Annotated in this window: 1 protein-coding gene (only partly in view); it reads left to right on the top strand. The window is 74.8% G+C overall.

Features of this window, described 5'->3' with window-relative positions; all coding sequences use genetic code 11:
• Nucleotides 1-15,276, top strand: part of the annotated coding region (locus tag ACFYZF_RS11160; protein WP_387018447.1) for a type I polyketide synthase (this coding region is incomplete at its 3' end). 14,820 nt of the annotated region lie to the left of the window's left edge; 15,276 of its 30,096 annotated nt are in view.

Below are 15,276 nucleotides of genomic sequence, written 5' to 3' on the forward strand. Positions count from 1 at the left end.
ACGGCGGGTATGGCGGCGTCGATCGGTGAGGTGGATCGGGTGCGTTCGGCGCGGTCGGGTCTGCCGCCGATGAGTGCTGAGACTGGTCTTGAGTTGTTCGATGCGGCGGTGGTGGCGGGGCGTTCGGTGTTGGTGCCGGCGGTGGTTGATGTGCCGGCGTTGCGGGCTGCGGTGTCGGGTGGTGTGGTGCCGCCGATGTTGCGGGCGTTGGTCGGCCAGACGGTGATTCGCCGCCAGGCGGGGCAGGGCGGCGACTGGGCCAACCAGTTGGCGGGCCTGACCCCCGAGGAGGCTCGCGCCCAGATCGACGTGTTGATCCGGGGTCTCGTCGCCCAGGTGCTCGGGCACGGTGGGGCGGAGTCGGTGCCGGCAGACCGGGCGTTCCGGGAACTCGGGTTCGACTCGTTGACGGCGGTGGACCTGCGGAACCGGTTGAACGCGGCGACGGGGCTGCGGTTGGCGTCGACGCTGGTGTTCGACTACCCCACCCCGGCCGTGCTCGCCGACCACCTCTACGAACTGGTCTCCGGTCAGATCACCGCCCGGCGGTCGGCGGTGGTGACTGCGGGCACCGACGAGCCGATCGCGATCGTGGGCATGGCGTGCCGGTACCCGGGCGGGGTGGAGACGCCGGAGCAGTTGTGGACCCTGCTGTCCGCCGGAGGTGACGGCATCTCCGAGTTCCCGACCGACCGTGGCTGGGACCTCGACGGCCTCTTCGACCCCGACCCGGACCGCAGCGGCACCTCGTACACCCGGCATGGCGGGTTCCTGTACGGCGCGGCGGACTTCGACCCGGCCTTCTTCGGCATCAGCCCCCGCGAGGCGATCGCCATGGACCCGCAGCAGCGGTTGCTGCTGGAGGCGTCGTGGGAGTCGTTCGAGTCGGCGGGGGTGGATCCGCAGTGGTTGCGGGGCAGCCGGACGGGTGTGTTCGCGGGCGTCATGTACCACGACTACGCCTCCCGGCTGGAGGACCTTCCGCCGGACGCCGAGGGTTACGTCGGTACCGGGACGTCGGGCAGTGTGCTGTCGGGTCGGGTGGCGTACACGTTCGGCCTGGAGGGGCCGGCGGTCACCGTGGACACGGCGTGTTCGTCGTCGTTGGTGGCCCTTCACCTGGCGGCGCAGGCGCTGCGCTCCGGCGAGTGTGATCTGGCGTTGGCCGGTGGTGTGACGGTGATGGCGACGCCGGGGACGTTCATCGAGTTCTCGCGTCAGCGTGGTCTGTCGCAGGACGGTCGGTGCAAGTCGTTCGCGGCGTCGGCCGATGGGACGGGTTGGTCGGAGGGCGTGGGTGTCCTTCTCGTGCAGCGGTTGTCGGATGCGCAGCGTGAGGGTCGGCGGATCCTGGCCGTGGTGCGGGGTACGGCGGTGAACCAGGATGGTGCGTCGAACGGGTTGACGGCGCCGAATGGTCCGTCGCAGCAGCGGGTGATCCGGCAGGCGCTGGCGAATGCGCGCCTGACCACGACCGATGTGGACGCCGTCGAGGCGCACGGCACGGGTACGACGTTGGGTGACCCAATCGAGGCGCAGGCGTTGCTCGCCACGTATGGGCAGGACCGGCAGGCGGATCGGCCGCTGCTTCTCGGGTCGGTGAAGTCGAACATCGGTCACACGCAGGCTGCGGCCGGTGTGGCCGGCATCATCAAGATGATCATGGCGATGCGGCACGGCCTCGTCCCGGCGACGTTGCATGTGGATGAGCCGTCCCCGCACATCGACTGGACGGCGGGTGCGGTCGTCCTGGCCACGGAGGCGAAGCCGTGGCCTGTGGTGAACCGGCCGCGTCGGGCGGCGGTGTCGTCGTTCGGGATTTCGGGCACGAATGCGCATGTGATCATCGAGCAGCCTGCGGCTGCGGTGGTTGAGGGTGTGGTTGTCGGTCGGGTGGTGCCGTCGGTGGTGCCGGTGGTGTTGTCGGGGCGTACGGATGGTGCGTTGGCGGCGCAGGCGGGCCGGTGGGCGCGCTGGCTGTCCGCCGATGCGGCTGTGCGTCCGGTGGATGTGGCCTGGTCGTCGATCACCACCCGACCCGCCCTGGAGCGCCGTGCCGTGGTCACGGCCACTGGCCACGACGATCTGATCACGGCGCTGACCGCTCTCGCCGCCGGTGACCCCTCCGGCGCGGTGGTCACCGGCGCAGCCGACCAGCGCGGTCAGTTGGCCCTGCTCTTCTCCGGTCAGGGTGCGCAGCGCGCCGGGATGGGTCGGGAGCTGGCGGAGGCGTTCCCCGTGTTCGCCGCCGCGTTGGACGAGGTGGCTGGGCACCTGGACCCGTTGTTGCCTCGGCCGCTTGGTGAGGTGCTGTTCGCCGCTGAGGGTTCGGTGGAGGCTGATCTCCTCGGTCAGACCGTGTTCACGCAGGCGGGTCTGTTCGCGGTCGAGGTGGCGTTGTTCCGGTTGGTGGAGTCGTTCGGTGTGGTGCCGGACCTCGTGGCCGGTCATTCGGTCGGTGAGATCACGGCCGCGTACGTGGCGGGGGTGTTGTCCCTGGCGGACGCCTGTGTCCTGGTGGCGGCGCGTGGTCGGTTGATGCAGGTGCTGCCGGCCGGCGGCGGGATGCTGGCGGTCGCTGCGTCGGAGGCGGACGTGCTGCCCAGCCTGGACGGGTTCGCCGACCGGGTCGGCGTCGCGGCCGTGAACGGCCCGTCGGCCGTGGTGGTCTCGGGTGCGGTCGACGCCCTCGACGAGGTGGAGCAGGTGTGGCGGGGCCGGGGCGTGCGGACGCGTCGGTTGGCGGTGAGTCATGCGTTCCACAGTCCGTTGATGGAGCCGATGCTGGCCGAGTTCCGTACGGTGCTGGCCGGGTTGAGCTTCGCCGCGCCGTTGCTGCCGGTGGTGTCGAACCTGACCGGTGCGCTGGCCGAGGGCGATGAGCTGCGCACTCCGGACTATTGGGTGCGGCATGTCCGGGAGGCGGTCCGGTTCGCCGACGGGGTCACGGCCCTGCGGGCGGCCGGGGTGGACACGTTCCTGGAGATCGGCCCGCAGAGTGTGCTGACCGCGATGGCCGCCGACATCCTGCCCGGGGACGACGGCGTGTTGGCCGTCGCCGTCCAGCGCCGGGACCGGCCGGAGGCGCACGCGCTGCTCGCTGCCCTGGCGGAGCTGCACGTGCACGGGGTTCCGGTGACCTGGGCCCAGTGGTTCGCCGACACCGGCGCGACCCGGGTCGACCTGCCCACGTACGCGTTCCAGCGGGAGCGGTACTGGCCGGCGGCCGGTCGCCCGAGGCCCGGCGACGTCTCCCGGGCCGGCCTGGGCGACGCCGAACACCCGATGCTGGGTGCGGCGGTGGACCTGGCCGGCGACGACGAGATGGTGCTGACCGGCCGGCTGTCGCTGGCCACCCACCCGTGGCTGGCGGACCACGCGGTCTCCGGCGTGACGCTCGTCCCCGGCGCCGCCCTCGTCGAACTGGCGGTACGCGCCGGCGACGAGGTCGGCCTCTCCCGGCTGCGGGAGCTGACCGTGGCCGCCCCGCTGATGGTCCCCGACTCCGGCGGCGTGCGGATCCAGGTACGGGTCGACGGGTCCGCCGGCTCCCCGGAGCGCGCCGTGGCCATCTACTCGCGCCGCGACGACGACGCCGAGGCGGGCTGGACCCGGCACGCGGACGGCGTGCTCGAAGCCTCCTCCCCGGAAGAGCCGGGCATCGGGGCGTGGCCGCCGGCCGGCGCGTCCGAGGTGGACCTGACCGACTGGTACGCCGCCCTGGCCGGGCACGGCCTGGCGTACGGGCCGATGTTCCAGGGCCTGCGACGCGCCTGGACGGCCGACGGTGCGGCGTACGCCGAGGTGGCCCTGCCGGACGACGCGGCGGGCGACGCGGCGCGGTTCGGCGTCCACCCGGCGCTGCTGGACGCCGCCCTGCACCCGATCGGGCTGCTGCTTTCCGGCGCGGCGTCGGACGGCCCCCGGGTGCCGTTCGCGTTCTCCGGTGTGCAGGTGCACGCCACGGGGGCGCGGGTGCTGCGGGTCCGGCTGACCCGCGAGGGCTCCGGGGTGCGGCTGGTCGCGGTGGACTCCTCGGGCGCCGCCGTGGTGTCCGTGGACTCGCTCGTGTTGCGGGAAATGACCGGCCTGACCGCCACGAGCCCCGCCGCCCGTTCGCTGTTCGAGGTGACCTGGCAGGCCGAGGAGACCGTACCGGCGGGGCAGGTCGCCGACTGGGCGCTGGTGACCGGTGACGGTGGGCCGGCCGACGAGTTGGCGGCCCGGAACGGGCTGGTGACGTACCCGGACGTGGCGGCGGTGGTGGCGGCGGTCGAGGCGGGTGCGGCGGCACCGGCGGCGCTGGTGCTGTCGAGCCGGGCCGTCCTCGGCCAGGCCGGCGACCTGCTGCCCAAGCCGGTGCGTGAGGCCACGTCCGGCGACCTGCTGCCGGAGTCGGTGCTGGCGGTGACGGCCGGCGTGTTGTCGTCCGTGCGGTCGTGGCTGGCGGCGGATGCTCTGGCGGGTTCGAGGCTGGTGGTGGTGACCCGGGGTGCGGTGGTGGCCCGGGATGGTGACGTGGTGTCGGATCTGGCGGGTGCGGCGGTGTGGGGCCTGCTGCGGTCGGCGCAGTCGGAGCACCCGGGTCGGATCGTCCTCGCGGACCTGGAAACCGGCAACGTGGGACCAGAACTGCTCACCGCGCTCGCCGGTGCCACGGACACGGGCGGTCAGGTGGCCCTCCGCGCGGGTCGGGTGTTCGTGCCGCGTCTGGTGCGGGCGTCGTCGTCGGGTTCCTCGCTCGTGGTGGGTGAGGGTTCGGTGCTGGTGACCGGCGGTACGGGCTCGCTGGGCGCGTTGGTGGCGGAGCACCTCGTTCGGGCGCACGGGGTGCGGTCGTTGGTGCTGGTGTCGCGTCGTGGCCCTGATGCTGCGGGCGTGGGCGAGTTGGTGGGGCGGTTGGCGGGGCTGGGTGCTGCCGCTCGGGTGGTGGCGTGTGACGTGACGGACCGTCAGCAGGTGTTCGGGCTGGTCGGGGAGATCGCGTCGGCGGGCCGGCTCGCGGGTGTGGTGCACACGGCGGGGGTCTTGGACGACGGTGTCGTGGAGGGGCTGTCGGCGGAGCGGTTGGCGGGGGTGTTGGCGCCGAAGGTGTCGGCGGGTTGGTGGTTGCACGAGGCGACGGCGGGTCTGGATCTGGATCTGTTCGTGTTGTTCTCGTCCATTGCTGGGGTGTTGGGTTCGCCGGGTCAGGCGGCGTATGCGGCGGGTAATGCGTTCCTGGATGCGTTGGCGGTGTATCGGCGGCAGGTGGGTCTGTCGGCGGTCAGCTTGGCGTGGGGGATGTGGGATACGGCGGGTATGGCGGCGTCGATCGGTGAGGTGGATCGGGTGCGTTCGGCGCGGTCGGGTCTGCCGCCGATGAGTGCCGAGACTGGCCTTGAGTTGTTCGATGCGGCGCTGGCCGTGGGGCGGTCGACCTTGGTGCCGGTGGTGGTCGACGTGTCGGCGTTGCGGGTTGCCGCCGCCGGTGGTGTGGTGCCGCCGATGTTGCGGGCGCTGGTCGGCACTACGGCGACCCGCCGCCAGGCGGGACAGGGCGGCGATGGTTGGGCCGAACGGCTCGCCGGGCTCACCGAGGACGAGGGACGGGCCCAGGTCGCCCTACTCGTCCGGGGCTTGGTCGCCCAGGTGCTCGGGCATGGTGGGGCGGAGTCGGTGCCGGCGGACCGGGCGTTCCGGGAACTCGGGTTCGACTCGTTGACGGCGGTGGACCTGCGGAACCGGTTGAACGCGGCGACGGGGCTGCGGTTGGCGTCGACGCTGGTGTTCGACTACCCGACCCCGGCCGTGCTCGCCGACCACCTGTGGTCCGAGCTGGCCGGCGTACGCCAGTCGACGGCACAACGGACGGTCAGCGCGGTCGCCGGCGCCGACGAGCCGATCGCGATCGTGGGCATGGCCTGCCGCTACCCGGGCGGGGTCGACAGCCCCGACCAACTGTGGGAGCTGCTGGCCGGCGGCGGGGACGGGATCTCGGAGTTCCCGGCGGATCGGGGTTGGGACCTGGAGTCACTGTTCGACCCGGATCCGAACGGCAGCGGCACGTCGTACACCCGGCACGGCGGCTTCCTGTACGGGGCGGCGGACTTCGACCCGGGCTTCTTCGGGATCTCGCCGCGCGAGGCTCTGGCGATGGACCCGCAGCAGCGGTTGCTGTTGGAGGCGTCGTGGGAGACGTTCGAGTCTGCGGGCGTTGACCCACAGCGGGTGCGGGGCAGCCGGACCGGCGTGTTCGCGGGCGTGATGTACCACGACTACGCATCCCGGCTGATGGACATCCCCGGCGAGGTCGAGGGTTACGTCGGGACCGGTACGTCGGGCAGTGTGTTGTCGGGTCGGGTGGCGTACACGTTCGGCCTGGAAGGGCCGGCCGTCACCGTGGATACCGCCTGCTCGTCCTCGTTGGTGGCGTTGCATCTGGCGGTGCAGGCGTTGCGCTCCGGCGAGTGTGATCTGGCGTTGGCCGGTGGTGTGACGGTGATGGCGACGCCGGGGACGTTCATCGAGTTCTCGCGCCAGCGTGGCCTGTCGCAGGACGGCCGGTGCAAGTCGTTCGCCGCCGCCGCCGACGGCACGGGCTGGTCCGAGGGCGTCGGGGTCCTGCTGGTGCAGCGGCTGTCGGATGCGCAGCGGGAGGGTCGGAACATTCTGGCGGTGGTGCGGGGCACTGCTGTCAACCAGGACGGTGCGTCGAACGGGCTCACCGCGCCGAATGGTCCGTCGCAGCAGCGGGTGATCCGGCAGGCGCTGGCGAATGCGCGCCTGACCACGGCCGATGTGGACGCGGTGGAGGCGCACGGCACGGGTACCACGTTGGGTGACCCGATCGAGGCGCAGGCGTTGTTGGCGACCTATGGGCAGGACCGGCCGGCGGGCAGTCCGCTCTGGCTGGGGTCGGTGAAGTCGAATATCGGTCACACGCAGGCTGCGGCTGGTGTGGCCGGCATCATCAAGATGATCATGGCGATGCGGCACGGTGTGGTGCCGGCGACGTTGCACGTGGATGAGCCGTCCCCGCACATCGACTGGACGGCGGGTGCGGTCGTCCTGGCCACGGAGGCGAAGCCGTGGCCTGTGGTGAACCGGCCGCGTCGGGCGGCGGTGTCGTCGTTCGGGATTTCCGGTACGAATGCGCATGTGATCATCGAGCAGCCGTCGGCTGCGGCGGTGATCGAGGGTGTGGTTGTTGGTGGGGTTGTGCCGTCGGTGGTGCCGGTGGTGTTGTCGGGGCGTACGGATGGTGCGTTGGCGGCGCAGGCGGGCCGGTGGGCGCGCTGGCTGTCGGCCGATGCGGCTGTGCGTCCGGTGGATGTGGCCTGGTCGTCGATCACCACCCGACCCGCCCTGGAACAGCGGGCGGTGCTCCTGGCGACCGACCGGGACGACCTGCTGTCCGCCCTTCGGGCCCTCGACGCGGGCGAGCCCTCCGGCGCGGCCGTCACGGGTGCCGCCACCGAGCGGGGCCGGCTGGCGCTGCTGTTCTCGGGTCAGGGCGCGCAGCGCGCTGGGATGGGCCGGGAGTTGGCGGAGGCGTTCCCCGTGTTCGCCGCCGCGCTCGACGAGGTGTGTGCCGAACTGGACGGCCGGCTGCCGCGCCCCCTTCGCGAGGTGCTGAACGCCGCGCCGGGATCCGAGGCGGCGGGCCTGCTCGATCAGACCGTGTTCACCCAGGCGGGTCTGTTCGCCGTCGAGGTGGCGCTGTTCCGCCTCGTCGAGTCGTTCGGGGTCGTGCCGGACTTCGTGGCCGGTCACTCGGTCGGCGAGATCACGGCCGCGCACGTCGCCGGGGTGCTGTCTCTGGCCGACGCCTGCGCCCTCGTCGCCGCCCGTGGTCGCCTGATGCAGGCGTTGCCGGCCGGCGGTGGGATGCTCGCGGTCGCCGCAGCCGAGGCGGATGTTCTGTCCAGCCTGGACGGGCTTACCGACCGGGTGGGTGTCGCGGCGGTGAACGGTCCGTCGGCTGTGGTGGTGTCCGGGGCGGTTGACGCCCTCGACGAGGTGGAGCAGGTGTGGCGGGGCCGGGGTGTGCGGACGCGTCGGTTGGCGGTGAGTCATGCGTTCCACAGTCCGTTGATGGAGCCGATGCTCGACGAGTTCCGCACCGTGCTGGCCGGGTTGAGCTTCGCCGCGCCGCTCCTGCCGGTGGTGTCGAACCTGACCGGTGCGCTGGCCGAGGGCGATGAGCTGCGTACCCCGGAGTACTGGGTGCGGCACGTGCGGGAGGCGGTCCGGTTCGCCGACGGGGTTACGGCCCTGCGGGCGGCCGGGGTGGACACGTTCCTGGAAATCGGCCCACAGAGTGTGCTCACCGCGATGGCCGCCGATGTCCTGCCGGCCGGCGACGGTGTGTTGGCCGTCGCCGCTCAGCGTCGGGACCGGCCCGAAACCCACGCCCTGCTCGCGGCCCTGGCCGAGCTGCACGTGCACGGGGTTCCGGTGACCTGGACCCAGTGGTTCGCCGACACCAACGCGACCCGGGTCGACCTGCCCACGTACGCGTTCCAGCACCAGCGGTACTGGCCCGAGGCCGCGCCCCGGCCGCTGACCGTCGAGGACGGGCGCGACGCCGACTTCTGGGCCGCCGTCGAACGCGGCGACCTCACCGCCCTGGCCAGCCAGCTCGGCGACGCCGCCGCCGTGGACGCCCTCACCCCGGCCCTGCCAGTGCTGTCGCAGTGGCGCCGGGCCCGGACCCGGGACACCGCGCTGGACGGGTGGTCGTACCGGGTCGGCTGGGAGCCGGTCCGACCGGCCCCGGCGACCGGACTGTCCGGGCGGTGGCTGGTCGTCACCGTCGGCAGCGGCGCCGACGCGGGCGTGGCCAAGACGCTGACCGGGGCCGGCGCCCGCGTCGACACCCTGACCGTGCCGCCGACCCAGACCCGGGCCGAGCTGGCCGGGCGGCTGCGCCGGATCGGCGACGAGGGCTGGGCGGGGGTGCTGTGCGTCCTGCCCCGGCAGGACCGGCCGCTCCCGCACGCGCCCGGGGTCCCCGCCGGCACGGCGGTGCTGCTCACCCTCACCCAGGCGCTGACCGACACGGGACTGCCCGGCCGGGTGTGGGCGCTCAGCCGGGCCGCCCTGCCGGTCTCGGCCGCGGAGCGGGCCGGCGACGTCTGGGCGGCGCTCGCCTGGGGCCTCGGCCGGGCCGTCGCCCTGGAACAGCCGGACCGCTGGGGCGGGCTGGTGGACCTGCCCGCCCGCGCCGACCGCGGCACCCGCGCCGCCCTCGTCGCGGTGCTCACCGACGGCACCCTCGACCAGGTGGCGGTGCGCCGCAACGGCGTCTTCGCCCGCCGCCTCGTGCCCGCCGCCCCGCCCGCCGGGGCGGGCTGGCAGCCGTCGGGCACGGTGCTGGTCACCGGCGGCACCGGTGCGCTGGGGCGGCACACCGCCCGGTGGCTGCTGGCCAACGGGGCCGCCGAGGTGGTCCTCGCCTCCCGGCGGGGCCCCGACGCCCCCGGCGCCGCCGAGCTGACCGGCGACCTCGCCGGCCTCGGCACGGTGCGGGTGGTCGCCTGCGACGTCTCCGACGCCGACGCCGTCGCCGCGCTGGTCGGCGGCCTGCCGGACCTGACGGCCGTCGTACACACCGCCGGCGCGTCCGGCGGCACCACCCCGGCGTACGGGCTGACCGACGGCGAGCTGTCGGAGACCCTGGCCGGCAAGGTGCTCGGGGCCGTGCACCTGGACACCGCCTGCTGGGGGCGGGACCTCGACGCGTTCGTCGTGTTCTCCTCCGTCGCCGGCGTCTGGGGCGGCGGCGGCCAGGCCGGGTACGCGGCCGGCAACGCACTGCTCGACGCGCTCGTCGCCGCCCGCCGGGCCGCCGGCCTGCCCGCCACCGCCCTCGCGTACGGGCCATGGGCGTCCGAGGGCATGGCTGCCGGGGAGACCGCCGACGGCCTGCGTCGCCGAGGGTTCGCCCCGCTCGCGCCCGAGGCCGCCGTGGCGGCGCTGGGCCGGTGGGTCAACGCCCCGGAGGCGGCGCCGGTGATCGCGGACGTGGACTGGTCCCGGTTCCTCGCCGCGTTCACCGCGGCGCGGCCGAGTGGCCTCTTCGACCGGGTCGCCCCAGCCGGCGTCGAACAGCCGGAGCCACAGCCCGAGGAGACCGGCGTCACCGCCGCGCTGCGGTCCCGGCTCGCCGGGCTGCCGGCGACCGGCCAGGAGACGCTGCTGGTCGACCTCGTCCGGGCGGAGGCGGCGGCGGTCCTCGGCCACGGCTCCACCGACCAGGTGCCGGCCGGCCGCGCCTTCCGGGAGTTGGGCTTCGACTCCCTCGCGGCCGTGCAGCTACGGGACCGGCTCGGCCGGGTCACCGGGTTGACCCTGCCGTCGACCGTGGTCTTCGACCACCCGTCGGCGCTGGAGCTGGCCCGCTTCCTGCGTACCGGACTGGTGGCCGGCGTGGCCGACGGCCCGGCGGCCGGCGTCACCGTGGTCCGGCCGGCGGCCGACGAGCCGATCGCGATCGTGTCGATGGCCTGCCGCTTCCCCGGCGGGGTGTCCTCCCCGCAGGAGCTGTGGCGGCTGCTGGCCGACGGGACGGACGCGGTGACGCCGATGCCCACCGACCGGGGCTGGGACCTGGACTCCCTGTTCGACAGCGACCCGGATCAGGTCGGCACCAGCTACACCCGCAGCGGCGGCTTCCTGACCGACGTGGCCGGGTTCGACGCCGCGTTCTTCGGCATCAACCCGCGCGAGGCCCTGGCCATGGACCCGCAGCAGCGGCTGCTGCTGCACGCCACCTGGGAGGTGTTCGAGTCCGCCGGCATCGACCCGCAGCGGGTACGCGGCACCGCCACCGGCGTGTTCATGGGCACCAACGGCCAGGACTACGCCACTTTGCTGCTCGGCGCCCGGTCCCAGGTGGAGGGCTACCAGGCCACCGGCAACGGCGCGTCCGTCGTCTCCGGCCGGCTGGCGTACTCGTTCGGCCTGCACGGGCCGGCGGTCACCGTCGACACGGCCTGCTCGTCGGCGCTGGTCGCACTGCACCTGGCCGCCCAGGCGCTGCGCTCCGGCGAGTGCGACCTGGCCCTGGCCGGCGGCGTGACGGTGATGTCGACGCCGGGGGCGTTCCTGGAGTTCTCCCGGCAGCGCGGCCTCGCGGAGGACGGCCGGGTCAAGGCGTTCGCCGCCGGCGCGGACGGCACAGGCTGGGGCGAGGGCGTCGGCGTCCTGCTGCTGCAACGGCTCTCCGACGCGCAGCGCGACGGCAACCGGATCCTCGCCGTGGTGCGCGGCAGCGCGGTCAACCAGGACGGCGCCAGCAACGGCCTGACCGCCCCGAACGGGCCGGCGCAGCAGCGGGTGATCCGGCAGGCGCTGGACGTCGCCGGACTGACGCCCGGCGACGTCGACGCCGTCGAGGCGCACGGCACCGGCACCACCCTCGGCGACCCGATCGAGGCGCAGGCGCTGCTGGCCACGTACGGGCACCAGCGGCCGGCGGACCGGCCGCTGTGGCTGGGCTCGGTGAAGTCGAACATCGGGCACACCCAGGCCGCGGCCGGCGCCGCCAGCCTGATCAAGATGGTGCTCGCCCTCCAGCACGAGGTGCTGCCGGCGACGCTGCACGTCGACGCTCCGACCCCGCACGTGGACTGGTCGTCGGGCGCGCTGGCGCTGCTCACCGAGTCCCGGCCGTGGGCCGGGGCCGACCGGCCCCGTCGGGCCGGCGTCTCCTCGTTCGGGATCAGCGGCACCAACGCCCACGTCATCATCGAGGAGGCGCCCGCGCCGCAGCCGGCCATTGGCCCGGACCGGGGGACCGACCCCGCCGCGACGGACGGGCACCGGGTCGACCCGGAGCTGGCCGCAGGCCCGACGCCCCTGCTCTCCGGGGCGGACCCGGCCGGGCTGCGCGACCAGGCTGGCCGCTCGGTGGGCCCGACGCCCCTGCCGTGGCTGCTCTCCGGGGCGGACCCGGCCGGGCTGCGCGACCAGGCGGGCCGGCTGGCCGACCTGGTGGCGACCGGTGCGGGCGACCCCGGCCGGATCGCCTGGGGCCTCGCGGCGGGACGGGCCCACCTCGGCCACCGCGCGGTCGTCGTCGCGGCCGACGGGCCGGACCGGTCGGCGGCCCTGCGGGCGCTGGCCGCCGGTGAGCCGCACCCCGCGCTCACCACGGCCCGGCGTCGCTCCGGCGGCCTCGCCGTCCTCTTCTCCGGCCAGGGCGCGCAGCGCGCCGGCATGGGCCGGGAGCTGTACGCCGCGTTCGGGGTGTTCGCGGCGGCGCTGGACGAGGTGTGCGGCCTGCTGGACGGCCTACTGCCGCAGCCGCTGAAGCCGGTGCTGTTCGCCGATCCGGGCACCGCCGAGGCGGAGCTGCTGGACCGGACCGTGTTCACCCAGGCGGGTCTGTTCGCCGTCGAGGTGGCGCTGTTCCGCCTGGTCGAGTCGTTCGGCGTGGTCCCCGGCCAGGTGGCCGGTCACTCGATCGGCGAGATCACCGCCGCCCACGTGGCCGGCGTGCTGTCCCTGGCGGACGCGTGCGCCCTGGTGGCGGCGCGGGGCCGGCTGATGCAGGCGCTGCCGGCCGGCGGCGGGATGCTGGCGGTGGCCGCGTCGGAGGCCGAGGTGCTGCCGACGCTGGACGGGTTCACCGACCGGGTCGGCATTGCGGCCGTGAACGGTCCGTCGGCTGTCGTCGTGTCCGGGGCGGTCGACGCCCTCGACGAGGTCGAGAGGGCGTGGCGGGGCCAGGGCGTTCGCACCCGCCGGCTGACGGTGAGTCACGCGTTCCACAGCCCGCTGATGGAGCCGATGCTGGCCGAGTTCCGCACCGTGCTGGCCGGGTTGACCTTCTCCGCCCCGCTCCTGCCGGTGGTGTCGAACCTGACCGGCGCGCTCGCCGAGGGCGACGAGCTGCGTACCCCGGACTATTGGGTGCGGCACGTCCGGGAGGCGGTCCGGTTCGCCGACGGTGTCACGGCCCTGCGGGCGGCCGGGGTGGACACGTTCCTGGAACTCGGGCCGCAGGGCGTGCTGACCGCGCTCACCGCCGGTCTGCTACCCACCGACTCCGACGGGACGGCCGTGGCGGCCCTGCGGGCCGGCGCGGACGAACCGGCAGCCCTGCTCGCCACCCTCGCCGCCCTGCACGCCGGCGGGCGGGACGTGGACTGGGCGGCGGTGCTCGACCCGCTGGCCGGCCCCCGCCCGACCCCCCGCGACCTGCCCGACCTGCCCACGTACGCGTTCCAGCCGCAGCGCTACTGGCCGACGCTGACCGTGGCCCCGGCCCCGGCAGCCGACCCGGTGGACGACGAGTTCTGGCGGGCGGTCACCGACGGCGACCTCGGCCGGCTCGGCATCGACCCGGACCAGCCGATGCGCCAGGTGCTGCCGGAACTCGACTCGTGGCGGCGACGCCAGCACCGGGACGGCACCCTCGACGGGTGGCGGTACCGGGTCACCTGGCGGCGGCGGCCGTTGACCGTCGGCGACCCGGGCAGCTGGCTGGTGGTGACCCCGCAGCAGCAGGACCCGGGCGGGATCGTGGCCGCGCTCACCGCCGCCGGGGCGACCGTGCACGTGCTGCCGGTCGACCCGGCCACGGTCACCCGCGACGCCCTCGCCGCCGACCTCGACCGGCTCGGCGCGGAGCACCTGCCGACGGGGCTGCTGTCCCTGCTGGCGCTGGACGACGCCCCGCACCCCGAGCAGACCGCCCTGCCGACCGGCCTCGCGGCGAACCTGCTGCTGGTGCAGGCGCACGCCCTGCGGCCCGGCCGGGCCGTGCCGCTGTGGCTGGCCACCACCGGCGCAGTCGCCGTCGACGACGAGCCGGTCGCGCGTCCCACGCAGGCGACCACCTGGGGTCTCGGCCTGGTCGCGGCGCTGGAACACCCGAGGCACCTCGGGGGCGTCGTGGACCTGCCCGGCCGCCCCGACGAGGCGGCGTACGCCGCGCTGGTCACCGCGCTCACCAACGTCGAGGGGGAGGACCAGCTCGCGGTCCGGGGCGCCGAGGTGCACACCCGACGCCTCGTGCGGGACACCACCCGGCCGGCGGACACCGGCCGGGGCTACACCCCGCACGGGACCGTCGTGCTCACCGGCGGGGCGGGCGAACTGGCCCGGCACACCGGCGCGTGGCTCGCCCGACAGGGCGCCGAGGTGCTGCCGCTGGAGGAGCCGGCGGCGGGCAAGCTCACCGACCTGATGGAGCAGCTCGCCGCCGAGAGCCGGCCGGTCACCGGGCTGGTGCACGTCCCGGCGGAGACCGGGTCGGTGCCGCTGGCCGAGCTCACCGTCGCGGCCCTGGCCGCGGACCTCGTCGCGACCGTGGGCGACGTCCCCCGGTACGCCGACGAGCTGGCCCACCGGCCGGTCGACGCCTTCGTGCTGTGCACCTCCACCTCGGGGGTGTGGGGCGCGGGCGGCCGGGCCGGTCAGGCGGCCGGCGACGCGCTGCTGCACGCGCTGGCGGCGAACCGCCGGCACGCCGGGCTGCCGGCCACCGACGTGGCGTGGGGGCCGTGGCAGGACGACCCGGCGTCGCCGGAGCTGGAGCAGCTGCGCCGGCGCGGGCTGCCGGGGCTGTCGCCGGAGCTGGCCGTCGAGGCTCTCGCCCGGGCGGTCCGCGACGAGTCGACAGTCGTGGTGGCGGACGTGCGCTGGGAACGGTTCGTGCCGACGTTCGCCGCCATGCGCCCGTGCCCGCTGCTGACCGAGATCCCCGAGGCGCGCGAGGCGCTGCCCACCGACGACGCCCGCCAGCCGGCGGACGACGAGGCGGCGGCCGCGCTGCGGGACCGGCTGCGTCCGCTCGGCGCGGGGGAGCGCGAGACGATTCTCGTCGACCTGGTGTGCGCGCAGGCGTCCAGCGTGCTGGGCCACGGCGACGGCGGGGGGCTGGAACCCGACCGCGCGTTCCGGGAGGTCGGGTTCGACTCGATGACGGCAGTGGAGCTGCGCAACCGGCTCCGTGCCGCCAGTGGGGTGCAACTGCCCCCCAGCGTGGTGTTCGACTACCCGACCCCGGCGGCGCTGGCCCGGCACCTGCGCGACCAGCTCGTCGACGACGGCACCGTGACGGCCGCGCCGCTGCTGGCCGAGCTGGAGCGAATGGACGCCGTCTTCGCGGCCGACGCGCCGGACCGGCTGACCAGGCAGAAGCTGATGGTCCAGTTGCAGGCGTGGGGGGGGGGGGGGGGGGGGGGGGGGGCGCCGGCGGGGGGGGGGGCGGCGCGGCCCCCCCCCCCGCCCCCCCCCGCCCCCCGGACAGTCCACGAAAGAAGCCCCGCAAGACGCCGCCCC

This window comes from Micromonospora sp. NPDC001898 (assembly GCF_042891255.1).
GTDB lineage: Bacteria > Actinomycetota > Actinomycetes > Mycobacteriales > Micromonosporaceae > Micromonospora.